Source organism: Pedobacter frigoris, from assembly GCF_032678645.1.
Lineage (GTDB): Bacteria > Bacteroidota > Bacteroidia > Sphingobacteriales > Sphingobacteriaceae > Pedobacter > Pedobacter frigoris_A.
On the sequence record NZ_JAVTSP010000001.1, the window covers coordinates 1,361,160 to 1,384,424 of the forward strand.

Sequence of the window (23,265 nt, forward strand, 5' to 3'; positions counted from 1 at the left end):
TAAAAAACAAGGTTTTTAATATTACTAAACCCTTATAGCAAAAAGTTAATATAATAAAAAGGCTGTCTTCTCAGACAGCCTTTTTATTGATTTTCAAAAGAAATTCAGATCTCTATTTTTTGGAACTTACCTTTTTAACAGCTGGTGCATCCTTTCTAATATCCAATTCTGCAATTAAGTTTTTAGCACCGCCAAGTACATCTATACACCAAAGCACATAACGTACATCGACACAAATGGTGCGTTTAAATTTCTTATCAAAGGCAATATCACCGCTCATTGCTTCCCAGTTACCATCAAATGCAAGACCGATCAGCTCACCATTGCCATTGATCACCGGAGAACCCGAGTTACCTCCAGTAATGTCGTTATTCGTAATAAAACCAACAGTTAAGATTCCGTTATTACCATACTGACCAAAGTTTTTCTTATTGTAATTTTCTATGAGGTTTGCAGGCAAATCAAATTCATCATCACCGGGGATGTATTTTGCAATGATACCATCAATAGTTGTGGTGGTATTATAAGTCATGCCATCTTTAGGAGAATAATCCTGCACATTACCATAAGTAAGTCTCATCGTGGAATTGGCATCAGGATACATCAGTTTACCGGCGTTTTTTTCCAGTATTGCTTTCAGATACAAATGATCCAGTTCTGCTTTTTTAGTTTCAAAATCAGCCACAGCAGAACCAAAATTCGCCTTGATATAATCGGCAGGATACAGATTCATCGCATACTTATAACCTGGATCTTCTTTTATGGCATCCAAAGATGGATTGGTAGCCATAAATGCTTTTAATTTCTCAGGCTTGATCAACTTGCTGTTCTCCCACAGGTAGTCTGTATATTTCTGGAATGTAGTTTCAGGATTTCCTGTCCAGTACTTCTCTGCAATCTCCGCATAAAACTTAGGCTGAGACTTAACAGGCACATCATTGTAAAAAGCAGCTAAAATCTGTGCAAATATCTTTTTATCAGCATTTTCGTTATAAGTTTCCTCATAAGCAGCGATGCCCTGATCGACACTTGTTTTTACTTGTCCGGCAAAAGCCGCATCGTCTTTCTTTTGCGCTATAGCAGCCCATGAACGACCAATGGTAATTGCATTAGTTACCCAGCCCGAAGCCAAAAAGCCTTCGTTGATATAGGTACGTTGGATCGCAATAGGATCATAGCTTTTATAGATCTGATCATATTGCTCCATTAAACCTGCAAATTCTGTTTTCTGAGCGGCCCATTCGGTAAATGATTTTTCTTCTTTACGCTTGTTTTCTGAAACTTTCAGGCGTTTCAATTGCTCTGTCTGTCCGATGTAATACTTCCAGTAATTTGCAATATTTGCATATTTAGAAGACAATTTCAGACGGGTATCTACGCTTTTATCCATTTCTGTTTTCCATGCTTTCAAACGGATATCACGCAGCTTCACGATAGTTGGACTAACTTTTTCAGTCGCCAGGTCTACGCCATAAGAAGTCAGATACCTATCGGTACGACCAGGATAGCCATAAACGATAGAAAAATCTCCATTCTTAACTCCTTTTATAGAAACGGGAAGGAATTTTTTAGGTTTATAAGGCACATTCTCTACCGAATACTTCGCAGGAGCATTGTTTTTTGCTGAATATACCCTGAATACAGAAAAATCTCCAGTCTGGCGAGGCCATTCCCAGTTGTCTGTATCGCCACCAAATTTTCCAATATTTTGCGGTGGTGCACCTACCAAACGAACATCATCAAAACGCTCGTAAACAAACAGGATAAATTGGTTTGATTTGTAAAAATCTTTCACATTCGCCTCAATAGTAGGCCCTGTAACCGCGGCTTTTGCAATTGCATCGAATAACTGAAGCATTTTTGAATCTTTTTCTGCTCCCTTTAATCCTTTGGTTGCCTCGTTTACTTTAGCAGTCACGTCTTCCATTCTTTGCAGGAAACGGACAAACAAGCCATTGATCGGCTTTTCTTCTCCATAGTTTTTAGCATAAAAACCATTGTCAAGAATATTGTTCTGAGCCGTAGAATTAGAAGCGATCGCATCGTAACCGCAATGGTGATTGGTAAAGATCAATCCTTTGTCTGAAACAATCTCACCGGTACAAAATCCGCCGAAGTGTACAATTGCATCTTTTAAACTGGAGCCATTTGCATTGTAAAGGTCCTTCGCAGTGAGTTTAAAACCCTGCTTTTTCATTTGCTCATAGTTCTTCCCTATCAGCATTGGGATCCACATCCCCTCATCTGCTTTTACTGTACCTGCAAAGGAAAAAACCAATGCACACAGCAACAGATAAACCGTCTTTTTCATGATAAATTAATTAGTTAGTGATGGCGTAAAGTTAAACAATAACTCGTTATCAGACCAGTAAAATCACTAAACCTTCACCGTTCCCAGATAAAGGGTAGTACTTACCAAATCTCCCTGCTCATTGCAGTATTGCATGTATCCATGCAACTCAGTGGGTTTCAAAATTACCTGGCTACTATTGCCGAAACCTCTAATGAAAGATCTAATTCTTTTATGAAGATAAATAGTAAAATGTATTGATGAGAATGGAGCCGGCAAATTGTCGCAGTTCATGACGAATTTGGTGCTACGTTTTCATGCAATGCTTAAAATCGCCAACATCAATAAACAAACGAATCTCTACTTTTAACTTTTATCGTTAATAATTAATAGTGGATTATCTTATATTTAAGACTTAAATGTTAACTATGAATGTTTGGTTTAAGCGTAATGCTACTCATCTCCTTATAATTGCACTTTTAATAACTTTATGTATTGCTTATTTCCACCCTGTTTTCTTTGATAAAACATTAGGACAAAATGACGTTACTCGAGCTGAATCAACAGCGACGGAAATAAAAGATTATAGAGAAAAAGGAACTACTGTCTTATGGACTAACCAGATCCATGCGGGCATGCCGGCTTTCCAGATCTGGGCGCCCTATCCTTATAACATTACCACATGGATAGTCAAGGTAATCAGCTATGCCCTGCCCGCTCCTCTTGGCACAGTGCTGATGATTATTCTGGGTGCCTACCTGTTGTTTTGTGTACTAAAGCTGGATCCCTGGCTTGCAGCCGCTGGTGCCATAGCCTTTACATTCTCGTCGTACAATATCATCCTGCTGGCGGCAGGACATGCCAACCAGGTATTTGCTATTGCTTTCTTTGCTCCTGTTCTGGCCGGGCTAATTCTTATTTTCAGGGGAAACTATCTACCGGGCACTGCAATCCTGGCATTTTTCCTTGCTTTGGAGATCCGGGCCAATCACATACAAATGACTTATTACCTGATGCTTGCCATACTGATATTAGTAGGCATCGAGTTGTACCATGCTGTTAAAAATAAATTGACCACTTCGTTTTTAAAATCTGCGGGCTACGCTGCTGCTGCTTTAATATTGGCTCTTGCCGTTAATGCTTCGTCTTTATGGAGTACCTACGATTACAGTACCGAGACCCTCAGGGGCCCGGCCAACCTTACCCAGCCTGCAGCGGAAAAAACCGGCAGTGGGCTATCAAGGGAGTACGCCTACCAATGGAGCCAGGGTGTGGAAGAATGTATTACTTTCCTGATCCCCGGTGCCTACGGCGGGAGTGGCAGAGGAGATGTCAACGCACATGAAAATGTGGTAAAAACGCTGACCGGAATAGGTGCCGACCCAAATCAGGCTGCATACATAGCGCAGGGCCTCACACCCTTATATTGGGGAGAAAAGCCCTTTACGGAAGGCTCCTTCTATTTTGGAGCTGTGATCTGTTTTCTCTTCGTCCTTGGATTGATGATCGTAAAAAATCGCCTGAAATGGTGGTTACTCGCTACTGTTATCCTTACTATGTTTCTGTCATTCGGAAAAAACTGGCCCCTCATATCAGACATCTTCTTTGACTATGTACCATTATACAATAAATTCCGCACAGTCGAATCCATACTTGCTGTAGCAGGTCTCTGTTTTCCTTTATTGGCCCTGCTCGCATTGCAGGAGGTATCTTCATTTAAAGATAAGGTCGAACTCCTAAAAAAAATAAAGATCTCTTTCTACATCACTTTCGGAATTTCATTGATAGTAGCGCTGATTCCTACCCTATTTTTATCCTTTACCAGCAGCACCCATGCTGATCTGATCAGTAATTTAGCGGCAACACTAAAAATAGACGGTGCAACAGCCAATTCAATAGGTAGCGCCCTGATCGCCGACAGACAATCTGCTGCACAGTCTGACGCTGTCAGGTCCTGCATTTTCGTTGCACTGGCTTTTGGTCTGTTATGGGCGTATATTAAGAATAAAACGACTTTTTCCACCCTGTCATTTGGTTTTCTGGCACTGGTAATTGTCGATATGTGGAGTATTGATAAACGCTACCTGAACACTAGTACTTTTATAGCCAAACACGAGGCAGCAAAGCCGCAACCACGCGAGGTCGATCATCAGATATGGCTTGATAAAGATCCTAACTATAAAGTGATCGACCTAAGCCAAAGCATCCTTAGCGATGCAACCACTCCTTATTTTCATAAATCCATCGGCGGCTATTCGGCAGCAAGATTGAGGCGATTTGACGAAGTCATTGAAAACCAGTTTAGCAAAGGCCTTAACTTAAATATCCTGGGTATGATGAACACCAAATACATCATCACTTCAGACCCTAACACGCAGAAACTGGCCGTTGAATTAAATCCGGCAGCATGTGGTCATGCCTGGTTTGTCCAAAAGGTGAGATTTGTAAAAAATGCTGATGAAGAGATGCATGCAATCACAGATCTTGAGCCTAAGAAAGAAGTAATTGTTGATCAGCAATACAAAGACATTGCGGGCAAGCCACTGGATACCGGCAGTACAACTGGTACGATTACGTTAACCAGCTACAATCCTGATGTACTCGTCTATCAGAGCAGCTCTGAGAAACCAGGCATCGCTGTGTTTTCAGAGATATTCTATAAAAAGGGATGGAGCATGCAGATAGATGGTGTGGAAACACCCTACTTCAGGGCCAACTACTTGCTTCGCGCTGCTTATATACCGGCAGGTAGTCATAAAATAGAATTTATTTTCCATCCAAAGTCATATTACTACGGCGAAAAGATTTCATTGGCAGGGTCATTTTTATTAGGATTCTTAATATTAGGTGCATTTTACAAAAGAGAAAGATGCTAATTTTTACTGCACCCGGCAGTCAAGCTGGCGGCCACTTTGGTCCGAAATGGAAGAACCACTATTGCTGAAATATACATATACGCCCAGATCCGGGATAAGGCTCAGATAGGACTTAAAAGGGATTATCAGCTAATTAGTACTTAGCAATATAATGACTCAATTGCTCATCAGAGGCGATAGTGTCCTGATGCATAGGTCACCGCGGTTCCGGTGATCAGTACCCGATCTCCAAACTGTTTACAGCTTAATTTCCCTCCTCTTTCAGAAACCTGCAATGCATCCATTTCAGTTTTACCAAGTTGTTCCGACCAGTAAGGAATCAATGAACAATGCGCCGAACCTGTAACAGGGTCTTCAAAAATCGAGGCCTGGGGAATAAAGAACCTGGATACAAAATCCGCCACCTCACCTTTTGCAGTAGCAATGATACCGCCCGGTTTCAGATCTATCTGCTCCAGCATTGCCCTGTCCAATACAAGTTCACGCACTTCCTGTTCTGTGTCATACACCAGCACATAATCCCTTGATTTTAAAACCTGCTTTGGTTGTTTACTCAATGAAGCTGATATGATCGGCGGCAATTCTGCTTTTACAGGTTTTCTCGAAGGAAAATTCAGTGTAAACTGATCTCCATCTACGCCTACCTCCAGCAAGCCACTTTTAGAATTGAACCTGAATGTCCCGTCTTTCCGCTGCAGTTCAGTCTTCAAAATATGTGCAGTTGCCAGCGTAGCATGTCCGCACAAATCCATCTCATGTTCCGGAGTAAACCACCTGATGTGAAAGTCTTCATCTTCGGCAACAAAAAACACGGTTTCAGGCACTGCATTTTCTTTAGCAATTTTTTGCAGTGTCGCATCAGGAAGCCAGTTTTCCAATTGAACCACACAAGCAGGATTCCCTCCAAAAAGCTGGTCGGTGAAAGCATCTACATGGTAAAAAGCAAGTTTTGAAAGGTCAATCTCAAACAAGCTGAAAGTCCCGTTTTTATAATGCTCGGGCAAGCCCTCAGTCTGTTCTATGCCGGTAATCCCTTTATAGGTAAACCCGCAGCTGATGTAATAATTATTCAGCCTGTCATTACCGCTTCCTGTGTCCATCCTGATAAATTTCCTGTTGTGTTCAGCAGCATATTTCTTTGCCCAGTTTACAATATGTTTTACATAAGAACGACCCCTATAATCCGGGTTTGTCGCTATGCGGTGGATATATATTGCGGGATCAGCATCCGCTTCCTTCCAGATCAGCGGATCGTTATAAGTGATCACAAAAACACAGGCAATTTTTCCATCCTCAATGATCTTATATTGTCGCCCCTCTTTGATCTCCTGTTCTACCAATGCGCGTTCAAATCCTTTCCACTTTTTTATGCCCACTTCTTTCTGATATGCTGTCGCTGCATCATAAAGTCTAAAAAGGGTATCTATATCTTCGATTGTGCTATTTAAAATTTCCATACGAGACTGATGTTTTAATGATATTCAGCAAATTTCATAAAAACAATCCAACCAATACAGATACAATTTTATTATTTTTGACCAGTACAGTTCAATAACCTCAATATGAGAAAACAGCATACCGAACCTTTTTTATACATGCAGATAGCTGCCCGGATTGAAAAACAAATTACGGATGAAGTATTGAGGGCGGGTGACAAACTGCCTTCCATCAGAACGCTTTGCCGTGAACTTGGACACAATATGAGTACGGTAACGCAAGCCTATTATGAACTCGAAAGCAGGTCGTTGATAGAAACCAGGCCGAGGTCTGGCTACTACGTTTGTCTGCCGCCAAAAAAACGAATGGCTGTACCAAATACCAGCAAGCCCATTAGCCTACAAAAACCCCGTCATCAGGATGACCTGATCACCAGGGTACACAAAGACAGTACAGACCCTGAGATCACGTTATTATCGCTGGGCGTACCTGATGTCAGCTTGCTTCCAATCGCGAAATTAAACAAGGCCCTGATACATGCGACCAGAAGTCTTCCGGGTAGCGGCACCGCATACGATCAGGTACAAGGCAATGAAAAACTGCGAAGAGAGATTGCAAAATGGTCATTTTCCTGGGGAGCCAGTTTTAATGAGGATGACCTGATCACCACTTCCGGATGTATGAACGCGGTATCCTACTGCTTACAGGCACTTACAAAACCGGGAGATACCATTGCTATTGAGAGTCCGGCTTATTTTGGTATTCTGCAGCTGACCAAAAGCCTTGGACTGAATGTACTGGAACTGCCAACAAACCCAATTACGGGAATAGAGCTGGATACGCTGAAAAAAGCACTTTCTTCGAATAATATCAGCGCATGCATACTGGTCAGTAATTTCAATAACCCCTGCGGATCTTCTATGCCTGATGAACATAAAAAAGAAGTGGTTAAGCTGCTTCAGCATTTTAATGTGCCTTTGATTGAAGACGATATCTACGGCGATCTTTATTTCGGCAGCAACCGTCCTTCTACCTGTAAAACCTTTGATGAAAGCGGGCTGGTGCTTTACTGCAATTCCATTTCGAAAACACTTGCTCCGGGCTACAGGGTTGGCTGGGTAGCTCCCGGCATTTTCAAGGAGCAAATAATCAGGCTCAAATTAAACCACTCCATCTCCTCCACAACCATTACATCCGAGGTAGTGGCCGATTTTCTTAAAAACGGACGTTATGAAAATCATTTGAGAAAAATGAGGCAAACACTGTACAACAATAGCATGAAATACATCAGCGCTATTGCCAGCCATTTCCCGGAAGGCACATGTGTGAGTCAGCCTTTGGGCGGCTATTTTCTATGGATAGAACTGGACAGGAAGGTAAACACCCTTGAACTTTATGAAACCGCCATAAAACATAAAATCAGCATAGCGCCGGGAAAAATGTTTACGTTGCAGGATCAGTTCGACAACTGCCTGAGGCTAAGCTTTGGATTACAATGGACCGATGAAATTGAAAAAAAGATCAAGCTCCTTGGTACGCTTATAAAAGCTAAGATTTAGGTAGCTAACCAATTTCCTGCCCCTCCAGCCAGGCTTTAAAGCCTGCAACCCTTTCTCTGCTGATGATGGCATCAATATCTATTTCAGGAGCCAGCTGCAATACAAAACGGCTGTTGTAATAGGTGGTGATTTTCTTTATGGCATCAATCTGCACGATCAGTTTGCGGTTGATCCGGAAGAATAAGTTCTTGTCCAGCAGTTTTTCCATTTGATCGAGGGAGTAATCCAGGGGTATTCGCTGACTGCCCATGGTGGTAGCCCAGGTAAGTCCGTCTGAAAAATGAATGTGTGCAATTTCCTTAGCCTTTACATAAATGAGCTGGTTGTTAATCTTACCAATAAACCTCGTATTTTCACGCTTGGAAAACTCCTCCGCTATCCTGGAGATGTTGACCGCAGGATTTGCAGGTAGCTTAAAATAGGCATATTTCTCCAAAGCACGCTTGAGTTCTTTAAGGTCTATGGGTTTCAGCAAATAATCTACGCTATAAACTTTAAAGGCCTGCAATGCGAAGCTATCATACGCTGTAGTAAAAATTACAGGAATCAGGATCTCCTGTTGCTCAAACAACTCAAAGCAATTCCCATCGGAGAGCTGGATATCCATAAAAATCAGCTCCACATCTTTTGCATTGTTACCGGCAAACCATTTTAAACCTTCCTCTACAGATTCAATAATTGCCGCTATTTTAACATCAGGAACACACTTTTCCAGCAACTGAATCAGTCGTTCTGCATTGTGTTTTTCATCCTCAAATATGATAACCTTCATAATTGTTTATTATTGGAACCCTAACCATAAATTTATCTTTTGTTTCTGTAATTTCTATTCGCTTATCACTGGTAAGCTCATATCTTTTACTAATATTCTCCAGTCCAACACCGATAGAATTTTGCACTCCCATCCTTTTCCTCAGGTCATTTGTTACTATTAAAAATTCGCCTTCTTCCCTGATGCCAATATGCAGCGGATCGTTTCCTGAAAAACGGTTATGTTTCACCGCATTTTCTACGAGCATTTGCAGCGTAGCCGGCGGCACCATTCCTGTATTCTGAACCTCTTCACTAATCTCTATGTTGAATTCAATACTACTTTGGTGCCTGATCCTGATTAAAAAAGAATAAGATTCCAGGAATTCCAGTTCTGTTTTTATGGATACCAGGTTTTCAAATTTCTTATCCAGTATATACCTGTAGCTCTTTGCAAGCTGCGTGATGTATTCCGCCGATAAATCTGCACTTTTATAAACCAGGTTGGTCAGTACACTTAAAGAATTGAAGAAAAAATGGGGATCAATCTGGCTTTTTAACACATCATATTTAGCCTGTATGTTTTCGCGCATCAGGCGTTCGGCATTTACCTGCGATTCCTTCCAGTTTTTATAGTAGAAAACAATCCCGCTATAAGCCAGTATCAACAGGTAAAATAGAAAAGTGCCAAAATTGAGGTCATAACTGAAGGAAGAAAAACTCTTCCAGGCCTCATAGTTTCCAAAAAGCAGAATATCAAAAACCGAGTAGCACAAACCAAACAGGCAAGCAGCCAGCCAGCCGTAAAGAAGAAGGCTCAAACATAGAAATATAAGCTTTCTTGAGACATTCTTGTTGTATACATTCCGCTCAGTATACCTGGAAAGCATTACTGCGCCTTCCCAGACAAACAAACCTAGCAACACATACATCACACTAAAAGCCTGCCCCCTGAAAGAAAAGACACCAAATTCATGAGGAAAAGTAAGGTCAAAAGATTTGAATACCACGCTAAATATGTAAAGTATGATCACCCTAAGCCCATACTTAAACCATTTACTTTGAAAAATTGCTTCAATCTGTGCCGTCTTCATTCTCAGTAGCATTATTATAAAAGATCCTATCAGCATAAATTTAGCAGTAATTATTTTCCCTGAACCATAATAAAGCACTGTTTATTGCCTTTTCTGTAGATGTATAGTCCAATTGTAGTTCCCGCTCAGATTTCTTGCCCGAATAATAATTGTACAAACACAGCATGTAGGCCGATGAATGGTTCAGTTTACCGGTTTTCCTGCTAAATATTTCCAGCAATGTACCTATTAATCCAACTGATTTCAGCACAAATACTGGTATTCTGATGAGCAGTGGATTTTGTCCGGAAACTTTATTCAACAGTTTAAAAAAATCCCTGTAGTCCAGATTTTCCCCGGCCATCAGGTAGCAGTCGCCGACTTTTCCTTTTTCCAATGCATTCGCTATACCTGTACATACATCACCGATGTGTACAAAATTCTTTCCCCCGGGCGGATAAAACACAATGCGTTTATTCATCCCATGCAAGATAATTTTACCGGAACTGGGCTTTGTATCATACGGTCCGATCATAAACGTGGGATTGATGATTACTGCGGGAAGCTTCTTTCTCTCAACTTGCTCCATCACGTACTGCTGAGCGATGTATTTGCTGCTGATATAGCCCGAATTGATATTGGTAAGCATGAATGAGTTAAGTTCGTTAGCCGGTTTAAGCCTACTACCCGGGCCGATGGTATTGGCAGTGCTGATGTGTATCAATTTCTTCACGTCATGAAACAAACAAGCATCCACAACATTCATAGTGCCTTTTACATTGATCTCCTCGTAATCTCTAAAAGAGACAGACCACTGTCGGGTTATAGAAGCCGTATGCACTACATAATCACAACCTTCCACTGCCCTTAATGTATCCTTAGTATTACTGATTTCTCCATAATACAATTCGCATGGAATATCAGCAATCACATTGGTATCTGCTGAAGGCCTCATCATCAACTTCACTTCATAACCCCGCCTGAAGAGCTCCCGTGCAACATTGGAACCCAAAAAACCATTTCCACCGGTTACCAGTACCTTACCGATTTTCATATCCATTATTTGATTGCTAATTCTTTTTTTACTGCTTGTGATACGATTTTTAGCTTAATTTCTATTGGCAGCATGGCCATCAGCCGCTGATTGAGCCTATTCCAAAAACCAGGAATAATTATGCCCTTTCCGGCCAGTGTTTGCTTTAAAGCCACCCCGGCAATTCTTGGCGTCGACAGTAAACCCATCTTACCCTTTAATCCCTGTTTTATGATTCTGGAAGATACACCTGAATTGGTCATTATTGGTCCGGGGTAAACTACACTTATAGAAATCGAGGTATCATTCAGCTCTTCCCTTAATCCCAATGAAAATGAAGATATAAAGGCTTTAGACGCAGGATAAACAGTTTTATAAGCGATAGGTGTAAAAGCCGCCATGCTGGCTATGTTCATGATATAGGCTTTTTGTTCTTTCAAAAGATAGGGCAGCATGGTTTGTGTGATCAATACCATACTCCTGATATTGACTTGCAGGATTCTGTCTATCGCTTCCAGCGAGCTTTTTCTAATCGAAACCGTTCCTCCAATCCCCGCATTATTGATCAGAAAGTTAATTTGATACTTTTCAAGAATGTGATTCAGCTGTTCTTTGAGTAAAATAGTATCGGTGAGGTCAAATTCGAACACCTGTACATCTACCCCATATTCGATCTGAAGATTAGCCGCCAGAGATATGGTATTGCTCCCTGGCAGGGCGATCATAATGAGGTTCATGCCTTTTGCGGCACATTGAATAGAAAACTCTTTGCCCAATCCGGAACTCGCGCCGGTTATTAAGGTATATTTCATCATATTCATAGGTTTAGAAAAATATTGCCCGGACCGGGATTAGTAGTCTTACAGCTGAAACCTTCAATAAAGGCCTTAATATCCAGATGCAGATCAGAACCATTTATATGGTTCATATCCTTACCTGATGTATCTGTTTGTTTTATAATTTTTTCGAGATGAAGCAAATTCACCTCATCTGCTTCGTCCAAAACCGTATATGCAGATAAGGTATGGAGCAGATGGTTTACTGCTGTTAATTCTGTATGGTTGGTGATGAAACCCTGATAATTCAACTGACGTTGACAGGCATGCAACTGCTTGTGAAGTGCTCTGCCCAGATATGCCTGCTCTATCCGTTCGAGAAAGCTAACAAGTATGTTAGATGCATCGTTATCCACAGGCAGGTAATCAAGGATGACCAGCATAATTTTGCGAACAGTATGATGTAATGCATTGAGGTCCAAAGCATCACCAAGAATATTTACGTCTTTATTATTTTCAGATAAACTACCGGTCAACATAATACATTTGTTTTTATGGTTATACAAAACTGTGCATAAGTGATCAGTGGAGAAATAAATAAACCATGAACTGTAGATATTTAAGCATGAGCTGTGATATTTATCTGCGGAGCCTTGTCGGGAGAAAAAGCATCTGTTGGTAAAAACAAAAAAGCCCTGCTTCAATTCTGAAGCAAGGCTTTTTTTTTAAATAAAAGTATTCTTAATTCTCAGGTGCAAGAACAAAGCCTGTTGCTGTTTTGATATAGGTATTGGTAACAGTTGGACTAGGACCTCTAAAAAGAACATGGGTAATTTTATAGGGGATGGAAGCATCAACTGCTGCATTTTTATATTTATTATTTAACATGGTGATCACAGCTACTTTAATTTCTTCATCTTTCCAGTTATTTGCACCACCGGTCTTATCAAAAGATCCGAATGAAACGGCATTAGCAACAGCTGCTTCAGAAGCAACATTAGAACCTCTTAATATTTCAAAATCTGCTTTCACTAAAGTATAATAGATGGTTGGATCAGGTATCCAGGTTCCGTTCTTTTTTAGAAAAGTTAATGGAGCAGCCGGTACAGGTTTTGCAACCCAATTTACACCGTCAAACGTCAAGGTTCTGATTCTTTGATAATTTCTTGACGCAAAATAAGCATAAGAAACATACTTAACATCGCCAACTTTTGTGGTTGCCGATACTGCAGCGTCAGATTTCAAAAAAGTGTTAAAATAGCTATTCAAATTAGGCTCATCCGCTGCTGCAAAGTTAAATGCCGTAATTTTTCCTGCAGAAATGTATTGCGCCTGCGAAACATGATAAGGCTTCACCCACGCTCCTCCGATATAAAGGAACGTTTCGACAACAGGTGCTGCTACAGCCTGAAAATAAACGTAGCTAAGAACGACCAACTGGTTTTCTACCCGTACAGGAAATTTAGCATTTAAGAATTCTATAACTTTAGTTGCATTAAAGTTTTTGTTTGCGTTCCCGTTTATCGCAGCATAATCTGCATCCGTAACAGTATATTGAGTAGGAACAGCCCCACTAGCAGACAATAGACTATCAGCAGGTTTAATCGGATTAGCCATTGAATTATAAGTTATAATTGCTTTAGAACCGTTTCCCAAATTCGGATATTTTATGTTTAAAATCACTGGGATGGATGCATTTGCATCTGCTACAGTAAAAAAGTAACCTGCAGCTTTTGCGTAATTACCCGTTGGAAGAAAATTATAATCCGAGGTAACTAGAGCAAAAGTTTTATCAACTATAGGACTTATATTATTAATTTCATCCTTTAATGGATTACAAGCGGTAAATACCGTAGTGATAGCCGCTAATAAATACAATATATTCTTTTTCATGATTATCATCTTAAAAGTTAACCTTTAAACCCACTGTCCATGTTCTGCCTACACCGTAGTATACGTTCGAATTGTTTACATCACTGATCCCATTATTAAACTGAGCATTTGAATCTGAGATATATTCAGCATCAAGCAAATTGTTCACATTGGCAAACATAGAAGATCTCACGCCTGCGAATTTGAATTTAAACACCGCATTTACATCAAGAAGTGAGTAATTAGGCAGTTGCCATGGCACTAAATTTTCTGCAGTAATGGCGGTAGGAACAAATGAGGAATAAAAACGGCTGAAATAGTTATAGTCAGCTCCTATCCTTAAATCTTCTGTTACATCAAATGATGCACCCAGAGCCAAAGTGGTTTGCGGCTGATCACCTACCCTAATTCCTTTTGTGTAAAGAGGGCCAATTGAACCGTTGGCTAAAGCTGTACCATTCACATCGGTAATTACTGCTTTTGGAACATTGCTATCCCATTTCCAGTCACCCACAGAAAGCATACCATTGATAGTCAGACCGTGTACCGGCGTATATTTAAAATCAACTTCTACCCCTTGATGCAAGGCGTCAACACCGCTTAGGTTTGCTGTGTAAAACTGCTGACTTGCCGGATCATAATATGGGTTGATAGTAGATCTGTCTTTCCAGCTGGTGCGGTACAAATTTAAGTTTCCAGAGAACTTCCTGCTTCTGTATCCGTAACCCAGTTCATAGCTCAGGATTTTTTCTGTTACTGCATCAGGATTCTTTTTATTTTGATAGCCTGCAAAAACAGCTTCGAAAATAGGCGCCTTCTCCAAATAACCAACATTGGCAAATACGTTATGGTTCGCATCAATATTGTAGTTTGCACCACCTTTTGCCTGATAGCCCAGATTATTAACCGTTGCGCTCTTACGGTTAGGATCGCTAGTCAGGTATTTATAATGATCTACACGCTGATAAGATTGATTGTTTCCTGATAACGAAACAAAAGCGGAAAGTTTATCGTATGAGTATTCAGCTTGTACGAACGCTCCCTGCCAGCCTACCAGTCCATCATAATTGAATCCGATTTTATCGCCAGTTTTGGCCATCTTAACCGGATTATTGATATCACCGGCACCACGCGAAGTAGTCGGATTGCCATTTGCTATTTCTAAAACATATTCAGCGCCCAATAAATTCCTTACAGAATTATAATGTTCGCCTTTATACTGCCTTACGTCTAGTCCTGCAAGCAGGTCTATTTTATCATTTAGTTTTTTCTTATAAGTACTCAGCAAACCGCCCCACTTGTGGTCGTTTCTGTAAGATTGAAGATATGCTACTGCTCTTCCATCAGGTGAAGCTGTATTGAGATCTATTAACGCATCAATATCAACCGGAGTGTACTTATTGCCTGTTCTTGTATTCAGGAAAAGAGCGGCATCATTAGGGAATTCATTTCCTCCTTTACCTATAGAGCCATAAAGTGCGGTAGACAACGACGAAGTCTCGTCAATGATCCAGGTATGATTTAACGACGCCTGCGGTTTGTGGTAATAGTTACCACTTATTGTTTTTTCTTTTCCGTCCAGAATTCCATAGTTAGGATTGAATCTTTTACCCTGAGGAGCATTCTCGTAATAGGCAAGGTTAAAACGTTCAAATCTTGAACCATGGTATTGCGGAGCGCCAAACCCTGTTAAAGAAATGGTATGGTTTGCATTGATTACTTTAGATATGTTAAAGAAATAACTGTAGGCTTCGTATCCCAGGCCATTCACATAACCATCGCCTACATTTCGCGATCCCATTGCAGAAAATGCCCAGCCTTTATCGGTTAATCCTGTTGAATAAGAAAAAGTAGTTTTACTGTAACCGTTGTTTCCAAGTCCCTGGTAAATAAATCCTCCTTTTTTTACATCAGTGGTTTTAGTCTGGATATTGATGGTACCACCCAGGGAAGGCACCGCTACTTTGGAAGCACCCAGACCACGTTGCGATTGTATGGAACTGGTTACATCAGTTAATCCAGACCAGTTGCCCCAAAACACCCGGCCATCTTCCATGTCATTTACAGGAATACCATTAATTAAGACAGCGATATTGGCACTTTGGAATCCTCTCATGTTAATCCTGGCATCACCGAAACCACCTCCGGTACCTTTTGTAGCATAAACACCTGGCGTAGATTTCAGCAATTCAGGAAATTCCTGCTGAGCTCCTTTTTCTTCTATGCGCTCGGCATTAATAGTCGAAACCGCCACAGGGGTTTTTCTGTCGATAGCCCTTGCATTGGCCACGATCATTACCTCATTCATGGTGTTGGTATTCGAGACCAAAATAATTTGTCCCAGGTCATTTTGTCCAGCAGACACTACAACCTCTTTCTTTTGGTATCCTACATAAGAAATTACCAAAACATTTGATCCATCCTGCTTTTTGATTGAAAAGCTGCCATCCGTAGAAGTGGAAACAGACAAGGATGTACCTTTAAGACTTACCGCTGCACCCGGCAACGATTCTTTTGTCAATGAATCTACCACTGTACCCCTAATCTGCTGGGCAAAAACACTAACAGCGAGAAATTGAAGTGACAAAGTGAAGATGATGAGTAACGATTTCTTCATACTTTTTTGATTTGTTTAATTATGATATTCATTAGGGTAATGAGCATTAATAGCCGCAAAGTTAAAAATTAATTATGCAAGCATAGTTGATCTGCATGTTAAATAATTATTAATAATGTCAAAACTTTTCAACATTTAACATACAAATCACATTTATAACTTTCAGTTTACCAGTTATTTATACTCTTTCTACATAAATACACATGAACTTTATACTCAATAACCGAAAATTATAAGATTAAAATGACTGGCTCAAAAATCTTAAAGGGGTTATTAACAAACATTTTTTTTATTTTTGGCCTTTACTAAAGTTAAAATTCCTTTAAATAAAGATATGAACTACGATGTAATTGTAATAGGTAGCGGTCCGGGTGGATACGTAGCCGCGATCAGAGCTTCTCAGTTGGGTTTGAAAACTGCAGTTGTAGAACGTGAATCGTTGGGTGGAATCTGCCTTAATTGGGGATGTATACCAACAAAAGCGCTTCTTAAAAGTGCACAGGTTTTCGAATATATCAATCATGCTTCAGAATATGGTATTAAGACTGCTGAAGCTGAGGCTGATTTTGCTGCTGTGATTAAACGTAGTCGTGGCGTTGCAGATGGCATGAGCAAAGGTGTTCAGTTCTTAATGAAAAAGAACAAGATCGATGTAATTATGGGTACCGGAAAAGCTAAACCTGGAAATAAGGTAGAAGTAAAAGCTGCTGACGGATCTCAAAAGGAATATACTGCAACCAGCATTATCCTGGCAACAGGTGGCAGGTCCAGAGAATTACCTAATCTGAAACAAGACGGTAAAAAAGTAATCGGCTACAGACAGGCGATGGTATTGCCTGAGCAACCAAAATCTATGGTAGTGGTAGGTTCAGGAGCTATAGGTGTTGAATTTGCTTATTTTTATGCTACACTTGGAACTAAAGTTACCGTGGTAGAATTCATGGATAATGTAGTGCCTGTGGAAGATGAAGATGTGTCGAAACAATTGCTTCGCAGCTTCAAAAAAGCAGGTATAGAGGTAATGACTTCTTCAAGCGTTGAATCTGTAGACACCAGCGGAACTGGCTGTAAAGTGCAGGTTAAAACTGCTTCGGGAATGCAAACGTTAGAATGTGACATCGTTCTTTCTGCTGCAGGAGTAGTAGCTAACATTGAGAATATCGGCTTAGAAGAAACCGGAATTAAAACTGAAAAAGGAAAAGTTGTTGTAGATGAATTCTACAATACTTCGGTAAAAGGATATTATGCAATTGGCGACATTGTAAGCGGACAGGCTTTAGCCCACGTTGCTTCTGCAGAAGGTATCATCTGTGTAGAGAAAATTGCCGGACATAAACCAGAACCTTTAGATTACAATAACATCCCGGGATGTACTTATTGCAGTCCGGAAATTGCTTCTGTAGGTTATACAGAGAAAGCTGCTAAAGCGGCGGGCTATGAATTGAAGATCGGTAAGTTCCCTTTCTCTGCTTCTGGTAAAGCAAGTGCTGCAGGTGCTAAAGATGGTTTTGTAAAATTGATCTTTGATGCTAAATATGGCGAATTATTAGGTGCACACATGATTGGTGCAAACGTAACTGAAATGATTGCTGAAATCGTAGTAGCGCGTAAACTGGAAACAACCGGGCATGAGATGATTAAATCTGTACACCCTCACCCGACCATGAGTGAAGCAATTATGGAAGCTGCTGCTGATGCTTACGGGGAAGTAATACATTTGTAATTTGAGTGATCTGCCCGATGGCTGCATTGCTTTGCGCTGAAGAAGCGCAAAGAACGCTATGCCTTCTCCCAGACACCAAAATTACCGCCAAAAAACTAATAAAAAAGGCCGCGTTAAGCGGCCTTTTTTATTAGTTTTACTTCTGCTAATCTTATATCATGAATCTACATACAATTGAAACCGGATTGTTTAAACTCGACGGTGGCGCTATGTTTGGCGTAGTTCCCAAATCAATCTGGCAAAAAAGTAATCCTGCAGATGCCAATAACATGTGCACCTGGGCAATGCGATGTTTGCTGATCGAGGATGGTGAAAGATTGATCCTTATAGACAATGGAATTGGAGATAAACAGGATGAAAAATTTCTGAGCCATTATTATTTACATGGAGACGACACCCTGGATAAATCTCTTGCAGCAAAAGGATACAGCAGAGACGACATCACAGATGTGTTCCTGACACACCTTCATTTTGATCATTGTGGAGGTTCTATCATGCGTGTTGGCGACAAGCTTCGCCCGGCGTTTAAAAATGCTTTTTACTGGAGCAATGAAAAACACTGGGACTGGGCCGTAAATCCTAATGACAGGGAGAAAGCTTCTTTTCTGAAAGACAACATTCTGCCTATTCAGGAAAGCGGACAATTGAGATTTATTGAAGATACCGATGGCATCCAGTTTCATGACGGCATCAATATTAGATTTGCTTATGGACACACAGATGCCATGATGCTCCCGCAAATACAATACAAAGAAAAAACAATAGTTTACATGGCAGATCTACTGCCCTCAACAGGACATATACCCCTGCCCTACGTAATGTCGTATGACATGTTTCCGCTACAAACACTGAAAGAAAAAAAATCCTTTTTGCAGGAAGCGACAGACAAAAACTACATCCTGTACCTGGAGCACGACCCTGTAAATGAATGCTGCACACTCCAACAGACTGAAAAAGGCATTAGGGTCGATCAGACATTCAGTTTAACTGAGCTTACTTCGGCTTAAACAAAAAAATAGCTGCAACCCGTTTCTGTTTATGTTTTTTTTATAAATTTAGGTAATGTTATCAACCTAAGTAAAAAACAAATAAAAAGACTATGAGTAAATTTGAAATTACAACCAGGAAGAATGGCGAAACTCAGTTCAATTTAAAGGCAGGAAATGGTCAGGTTATTTTGGCGAGTGAAGGGTATTCAAGCAAAAGTGCTTGCCTGAATGGCATAGAGTCAGTTAGGAAAAATTCTCAGGATGACAGCAGATATGACAAACTGACTTCGTCGAATGGGAAGCCTTATTTCAATTTGAAGGCCAGTAATGGACAAATCATCGGAGCCAGTGAAATGTACGAAAGTGTAGCCAGCAGAGACAATGGCATCGAGTCAGTGAAAAAGAATGCTCCGGAAGCTGAAATTTCTGATCTGACTTAAAAAAGAATAATAAATTTAAAAAGTCCTGTCATAAATAAACATCCAGACAGGACTTTTTATTGTACATTTTCTGTGTAATCGTTTTATTTTTTAGAGTACAATTTTTGAATTTTATCCATATAATCTATCATTACAAAATAATATTTCGGTGACAAATCAATTAATCACAAGTATAAATAAAGAAACAACTACCTAAAAAACAACAGATTAAGACACAAAAACAGTTAAAAGAAGTGATACTGACAAAAGTATTTTGGAATAATTTTTGCTGTAGAATTATTGTATAAATAACAGGTGTAAAGTGTAACGTTTTCAGTAATTTATGTTTTCTAATTGCCTTTAAATTCTTACTTTTGCACGTTCAAAACACATAACGAGTACCAAAGCATATAGATGAGACAACTCAAAATCACGCAATCAATTACCAATCGCGAAAGTCAATCCCTAGACAAATATCTTCACGAAATTGGTAAAGTAGATTTAATCACCGCCGAAGAAGAAGTAATTTTAGCAAGAAAGATACGGGAAGGAGATCAGGCTGCATTAGAACGTTTAACTAAAACCAACTTGCGTTTCGTAGTTTCTGTTGCTAAGCAATATCAGAATCAAGGTTTAACACTGGGAGACTTAATTAACGAAGGTAATCTTGGTTTAATTAAAGCTGCAAAGCGTTTTGATGAGACTAAAGGTTTCAAGTTTATCTCTTATGCAGTTTGGTGGATTCGTCAGTCAATATTACAAGCTATCGCAGAACAAAGCCGTATTGTACGTTTACCTTTAAACCAGGTTGGTTCATTGAGTAAAATCAGTAAAGCTTTCTCTAAACTGGAGCAGGAATATGAGCGTGAGCCATCTCCTGAGGAACTTGCAGACATACTGGAAACTACGGTAGATAAAATATCTGACACCTTAAGTAATTCAGGCCGTCACGTTTCAATGGATGCTCCATTTGTTCAGGGTGAAGAGAATACATTACTTGATGTATTGGAAAACCATGAACCGAATACTGATAGTAGCCTAATCAACGAATCACTTTCAGAAGAAATCAAACGCTCACTTTCTACGCTAACTGAGCGTGAACGTGAAATTATCGTTCTTTTCTTTGGATTGAGCACCAACCACCCTCTGTCTCTTGAAGAGATTGGTGAAAAATTCAATTTAACACGTGAACGCGTTCGTCAGATTAAGGATAAAGCTTTACAACGTCTTCGTCATACATCAAGAAGTAAAATATTAAAATCTTATTTGGGATAGTGCATCAGGCCAATACGGTCTTCATCCTGAATTTGTAAGAAATATATAAAATAAAAAGATTGGGTACTCACCCGATCTTTTTTACTTTTGTGCCATTCTAACCAAAATTTCATAACATGCTACATAAATACCAATCTGAGTTTCAGAACTGGATTGAAAAAGAAAAAAAAGCAATTGAATTAATTAATGTAGTTGGCCAACTCTGGTTCGACAGATCTATTGAGCTTGTATTATTCCGTAAACCTCTTTTTGATGTGAGTAGCAGCGAAATACTGGGCCATCATCAGTATGCCAAAGAAGTAAGCGGCAAAGACATTAGCATCTATCAAACCCTGGAGCTGGCAATAGTTATAGGAAAATGTAATCTTGCACCCTCACGTATTGATGTAGGTCGTCTGGCTTCGGAATGGCTGGAAGACAACAGTAACTATTCCTCTATACATGATTTTGTAATCAGTAAATTAGGTAAACATATTGGGAAAGACAAGATCAGTCTGAAACCGAAAGATGTGGTACTTTTTGGATTTGGAAGAATTGGAAGGATAGCTGCAAGAGAATTAATATTACAGGCTGGAAAAGGAGAACAGCTTCGTCTAAGAGCTATTGTGACACGTAGCTATAGTGATGAGGAATTAATTAAAAGAGGTGAGCTATTGCGCACGGACTCCATCCATGGTCCTTTTAGCGGCACAATTGTAGAAGATTTCGAGAATAAAGCATTGTTAATAAATGGTCAGACCATTTATTTTATTGAAGCTAAACAACCTGAGGATGTAGACTATACCCTTTACGGAATCGAAGATGCTTTACTCATTGACAACACAGGAATTTTTAGAGATCGTGAAGGCCTGGGCAGACATTTACAAGCTAAGGGTATCAGCAAGGTATTACTTACGGCTCCGGCGAAAGGCGATATCCCTAATGTTGTGACTGGAATTAATGACACCAATATCGATTTTACAGCAGAAAATATACTTTCCAATGCTTCTTGCACTACAAATGCCATTGTTCCGGTATTAAAATTAATAGACGATGCATTTGGAATTGAAAAAGGCCATATAGAGACTGTGCATTCCTATACCAATGACCAAAATCTGTTAGACAACTACCACAAGAAGTATCGCAGAGGACGTGCAGCCGCTCTAAACCTTGTAATTACAGAAACAGGTGCTGATAAAGCTGTAGCAAAAGTAATTCCGCATCTTGGAGGTAAACTTACAGGAAATGCAGTCCGCGTACCTACTCCAAATGTTTCGCTCGCTATATTAAATCTCTCCTTAAACAAGGTAACTTCCAAGGAAGAGGTAGCTGAAGTACTTAAACAAGCATCGTTATTTGGAGATTTATCAGAGCAAATTGAATACTCTATTTCCAATGAACTGGTAAGTAGCGACTTGATTGGCAATAGCCACGCTTCTATTATTGACGGGCCGGCTACAATTATCGCGAAAGACAACAAATCTGTAGTGCTTTATGCATGGTACGACAATGAATATGGCTATACAAGGCAAGTAATCAGACTGGCGAAAAAGCTAGCCGGTGTTGTACGTCTGACGTATTATTAATTGATAATCTCATCGAAAAATATCTCATTCTATATAGCTACCTTTAAGTCTTTAAGCTGAATTTAAAAATGAAATCATACCTATTCGTCTCACTCGCGCTATTACTGAGCTGCAATACTGTAAAAAAAACTGAAGGACAAACTCCAGGCAGCCAGCTCTTGAAGGATGTAGAAATACTTTCTTCTGACGCTTATGAAGGTAGAAAAACAGGAACAAAGGGTTCTGAAATGGCTAAAACCTACATCATCAATAGATTTAAAGAAGTAGGTTTGAAGTCTTTTTCGACGGATCTGCAGGGATATGAACAAGCTTTCAGCTTCAAATCCACCCAGGAGACCATAACAGGAAAGAATCTTATTGGTTACATACAGGGAAAAAGCGACAGTGTAATTGTGATATCTGCACATTACGATCACATAGGAGTTATAAAGGGTGAGGTATTCAATGGTGCGGACGACAATGCGTCGGGAGTAGCTGCATTGTTGAAATTCTGCGCCTATTTTGCCAAGAACCAACCAAATTATACATTGGTATTTGCAGCTTTTGATGCGGAAGAAATGGGTCTGCAGGGGGCAAAAGCTTTTGTAGCGAAACCTCCGGTACCATTGGAAAAAATAAAACTGAATATCAATATGGATATGATTAGCCATAATGACAAAGGAGAACTTTATGCCTGTGGTACTTTTAAACATCCGTGGCTAAAAAAGTACATCATTATTACGAATCCAAACATTAAAGTTTTATTGGGACATGACGACCCTAAGCAAGGTCATGATGACTGGACAAACCAAAGTGACCAGGGTGCCTTTAATGCTAAAAATATACCTTTTATTTATTTTGGTGTAGAAGATCATAAAGACTACCACAAAGCGACTGATGAATATCAGAATATCAACAAGGCTTTTTTTACCGATGCTGCAGAATCAATCCTTGAAATCATCAACAACATCGATAAAAAAAGGGATAGTCAAAAGATCTTTAAGGACAACTTAAAGATGAAAAAACAGTAAT

17 protein-coding genes are annotated in these 23,265 nt (G+C 39.9%); 8 read left to right on the forward strand and 9 right to left on the reverse strand.

Annotated elements, in window-relative coordinates; all coding sequences use genetic code 11:
• Nucleotides 1-112 precede the first annotated feature (112 nt).
• Nucleotides 113-2,311 (reverse strand): S46 family peptidase, encoded by a 2,199-nt coding sequence (locus R2Q78_RS05935; protein WP_316789814.1) that lies wholly within the window; start codon nucleotides 2,309-2,311, stop codon nucleotides 113-115.
• A 407-nt stretch (nucleotides 2,312-2,718) separates the two neighbouring features.
• Between R2Q78_RS05935 and R2Q78_RS05940 the strand changes: the two genes are divergently transcribed.
• Nucleotides 2,719-5,166, forward strand: coding sequence for a hypothetical protein (locus R2Q78_RS05940; protein ID WP_316789816.1), 2,448 nt, complete (start codon nucleotides 2,719-2,721; stop codon nucleotides 5,164-5,166).
• A gap of 167 nt (nucleotides 5,167-5,333) precedes the next feature.
• On the opposite strand, the gene R2Q78_RS05945 is transcribed toward R2Q78_RS05940, so the two are convergent.
• Nucleotides 5,334-6,623, reverse strand: a complete 1,290-nt coding sequence (locus tag R2Q78_RS05945; protein ID WP_316789817.1) for a PhzF family phenazine biosynthesis isomerase — start codon at nucleotides 6,621-6,623, stop codon at nucleotides 5,334-5,336.
• 105 nt (nucleotides 6,624-6,728) lie between these two features.
• On the opposite strand from R2Q78_RS05945, the gene R2Q78_RS05950 reads away from it, so the two are divergent.
• The gene (locus R2Q78_RS05950; RefSeq protein ID WP_316789819.1) at nucleotides 6,729-8,162 is read left to right on the forward strand and encodes a PLP-dependent aminotransferase family protein; all 1,434 of its coding nucleotides are present in this window, start codon (nucleotides 6,729-6,731) and stop codon (nucleotides 8,160-8,162) included.
• 4 nt (nucleotides 8,163-8,166) lie between these two features.
• Here the strand turns inward: R2Q78_RS05950 and R2Q78_RS05955 are convergent, their stop codons facing one another.
• The 7 genes from R2Q78_RS05955 to R2Q78_RS05985 all read right to left on the reverse strand — a co-directional run bounded on the left by R2Q78_RS05955 (nucleotide 8,167) and on the right by R2Q78_RS05985 (nucleotide 16,283).
• Nucleotides 8,167-8,934 (reverse strand): LytTR family DNA-binding domain-containing protein, encoded by a 768-nt coding sequence (locus R2Q78_RS05955; protein ID WP_316789820.1) that lies wholly within the window; start codon nucleotides 8,932-8,934, stop codon nucleotides 8,167-8,169.
• Nucleotides 8,915-10,018 carry a sensor histidine kinase gene (locus tag R2Q78_RS05960; RefSeq protein WP_316789821.1) on the reverse strand — a complete coding sequence of 368 codons (1,104 nt, stop codon included), beginning with the start codon at nucleotides 10,016-10,018 and terminating at the stop codon, nucleotides 8,915-8,917. Before R2Q78_RS05960 ends, R2Q78_RS05955 begins: the two co-directional genes overlap by 20 nt.
• Before the next feature lie 28 nt (nucleotides 10,019-10,046).
• On the reverse strand, nucleotides 10,047-11,039 hold the full coding sequence (locus R2Q78_RS05965; protein WP_316789823.1) for an NAD-dependent epimerase/dehydratase family protein: 993 nt from the start codon (nucleotides 11,037-11,039) through the stop codon (nucleotides 10,047-10,049).
• A gap of 5 nt (nucleotides 11,040-11,044) precedes the next feature.
• Nucleotides 11,045-11,833 (reverse strand): SDR family NAD(P)-dependent oxidoreductase, encoded by a 789-nt coding sequence (locus tag R2Q78_RS05970; protein WP_316789825.1) that lies wholly within the window; start codon nucleotides 11,831-11,833, stop codon nucleotides 11,045-11,047.
• A gap of 2 nt (nucleotides 11,834-11,835) precedes the next feature.
• Nucleotides 11,836-12,333 carry a hypothetical protein gene (locus R2Q78_RS05975; protein ID WP_316789828.1) on the reverse strand — a complete coding sequence of 166 codons (498 nt, stop codon included), beginning with the start codon at nucleotides 12,331-12,333 and terminating at the stop codon, nucleotides 11,836-11,838.
• Nucleotides 12,334-12,535: 202 nt separating this feature from the next.
• Entirely contained in the window at nucleotides 12,536-13,687 is a 1,152-nt protein-coding gene (locus tag R2Q78_RS05980) for a hypothetical protein (RefSeq protein WP_316789830.1), read from the reverse strand.
• A 10-nt stretch (nucleotides 13,688-13,697) separates the two neighbouring features.
• Nucleotides 13,698-16,283 (reverse strand): TonB-dependent receptor, encoded by a 2,586-nt coding sequence (locus R2Q78_RS05985; RefSeq protein WP_316789833.1) that lies wholly within the window; start codon nucleotides 16,281-16,283, stop codon nucleotides 13,698-13,700.
• 334 nt (nucleotides 16,284-16,617) lie between these two features.
• Here R2Q78_RS05985 and lpdA point away from each other — a divergent pair, with 334 nt between their 5' ends.
• The 6 genes from lpdA to R2Q78_RS06015 all read left to right on the forward strand — a co-directional run bounded on the left by lpdA (nucleotide 16,618) and on the right by R2Q78_RS06015 (nucleotide 23,264).
• Nucleotides 16,618-18,006 (forward strand): dihydrolipoyl dehydrogenase, encoded by a 1,389-nt coding sequence (lpdA, locus tag R2Q78_RS05990; protein ID WP_316789835.1) that lies wholly within the window; start codon nucleotides 16,618-16,620, stop codon nucleotides 18,004-18,006.
• A gap of 158 nt (nucleotides 18,007-18,164) precedes the next feature.
• Nucleotides 18,165-19,013, forward strand: a complete 849-nt coding sequence (locus R2Q78_RS05995; RefSeq protein WP_316789837.1) for an MBL fold metallo-hydrolase — start codon at nucleotides 18,165-18,167, stop codon at nucleotides 19,011-19,013.
• A 92-nt stretch (nucleotides 19,014-19,105) separates the two neighbouring features.
• Entirely contained in the window at nucleotides 19,106-19,435 is a 330-nt protein-coding gene (locus R2Q78_RS06000) for a YegP family protein (RefSeq protein ID WP_316789839.1), read from the forward strand.
• A 393-nt stretch (nucleotides 19,436-19,828) separates the two neighbouring features.
• Nucleotides 19,829-20,689, forward strand: a complete 861-nt coding sequence (locus R2Q78_RS06005) for an RNA polymerase sigma factor RpoD/SigA (RefSeq protein WP_008242129.1) — start codon at nucleotides 19,829-19,831, stop codon at nucleotides 20,687-20,689.
• Between the two features lie 116 nt (nucleotides 20,690-20,805).
• Nucleotides 20,806-22,254, forward strand: coding sequence for a glyceraldehyde-3-phosphate dehydrogenase (locus R2Q78_RS06010; RefSeq protein ID WP_316789855.1), 1,449 nt, complete (start codon nucleotides 20,806-20,808; stop codon nucleotides 22,252-22,254).
• A 68-nt stretch (nucleotides 22,255-22,322) separates the two neighbouring features.
• Nucleotides 22,323-23,264, forward strand: a complete 942-nt coding sequence (locus R2Q78_RS06015; RefSeq protein WP_316789857.1) for a M28 family peptidase — start codon at nucleotides 22,323-22,325, stop codon at nucleotides 23,262-23,264.
• The last annotated feature ends 1 nt before the right edge of the window (nucleotide 23,265 follow it).

What these genes read in the sequence shown, in the direction of transcription:
- R2Q78_RS05935 (WP_316789814.1), bottom strand. Translation starts at nt 2,311, where the DNA reads ATGAAAAAGACGGTTTATCTGTTGCTGTGTGCATTGGTTTTTTCCTTT.
- R2Q78_RS05940 (WP_316789816.1), top strand. Translation starts at nt 2,719, where the DNA reads ATGAATGTTTGGTTTAAGCGTAATGCTACTCATCTCCTTATAATTGCA.
- R2Q78_RS05945 (WP_316789817.1), bottom strand. Translation starts at nt 6,623, where the DNA reads ATGGAAATTTTAAATAGCACAATCGAAGATATAGATACCCTTTTTAGA.
- R2Q78_RS05950 (WP_316789819.1), top strand. Translation starts at nt 6,729, where the DNA reads ATGAGAAAACAGCATACCGAACCTTTTTTATACATGCAGATAGCTGCC.
- R2Q78_RS05955 (WP_316789820.1), bottom strand. Translation starts at nt 8,934, where the DNA reads ATGAAGGTTATCATATTTGAGGATGAAAAACACAATGCAGAACGACTG.
- R2Q78_RS05960 (WP_316789821.1), bottom strand. Translation starts at nt 10,018, where the DNA reads ATGCTACTGAGAATGAAGACGGCACAGATTGAAGCAATTTTTCAAAGT.
- R2Q78_RS05965 (WP_316789823.1), bottom strand. Translation starts at nt 11,039, where the DNA reads ATGAAAATCGGTAAGGTACTGGTAACCGGTGGAAATGGTTTTTTGGGT.
- R2Q78_RS05970 (WP_316789825.1), bottom strand. Translation starts at nt 11,833, where the DNA reads ATGATGAAATATACCTTAATAACCGGCGCGAGTTCCGGATTGGGCAAA.
- R2Q78_RS05975 (WP_316789828.1), bottom strand. Translation starts at nt 12,333, where the DNA reads ATGTTGACCGGTAGTTTATCTGAAAATAATAAAGACGTAAATATTCTT.
- R2Q78_RS05980 (WP_316789830.1), bottom strand. Translation starts at nt 13,687, where the DNA reads ATGAAAAAGAATATATTGTATTTATTAGCGGCTATCACTACGGTATTT.
- R2Q78_RS05985 (WP_316789833.1), bottom strand. Translation starts at nt 16,283, where the DNA reads ATGAAGAAATCGTTACTCATCATCTTCACTTTGTCACTTCAATTTCTC.
- lpdA (WP_316789835.1), top strand. Translation starts at nt 16,618, where the DNA reads ATGAACTACGATGTAATTGTAATAGGTAGCGGTCCGGGTGGATACGTA.
- R2Q78_RS05995 (WP_316789837.1), top strand. Translation starts at nt 18,165, where the DNA reads ATGAATCTACATACAATTGAAACCGGATTGTTTAAACTCGACGGTGGC.
- R2Q78_RS06000 (WP_316789839.1), top strand. Translation starts at nt 19,106, where the DNA reads ATGAGTAAATTTGAAATTACAACCAGGAAGAATGGCGAAACTCAGTTC.
- R2Q78_RS06005 (WP_008242129.1), top strand. Translation starts at nt 19,829, where the DNA reads ATGAGACAACTCAAAATCACGCAATCAATTACCAATCGCGAAAGTCAA.
- R2Q78_RS06010 (WP_316789855.1), top strand. Translation starts at nt 20,806, where the DNA reads ATGCTACATAAATACCAATCTGAGTTTCAGAACTGGATTGAAAAAGAA.
- R2Q78_RS06015 (WP_316789857.1), top strand. Translation starts at nt 22,323, where the DNA reads ATGAAATCATACCTATTCGTCTCACTCGCGCTATTACTGAGCTGCAAT.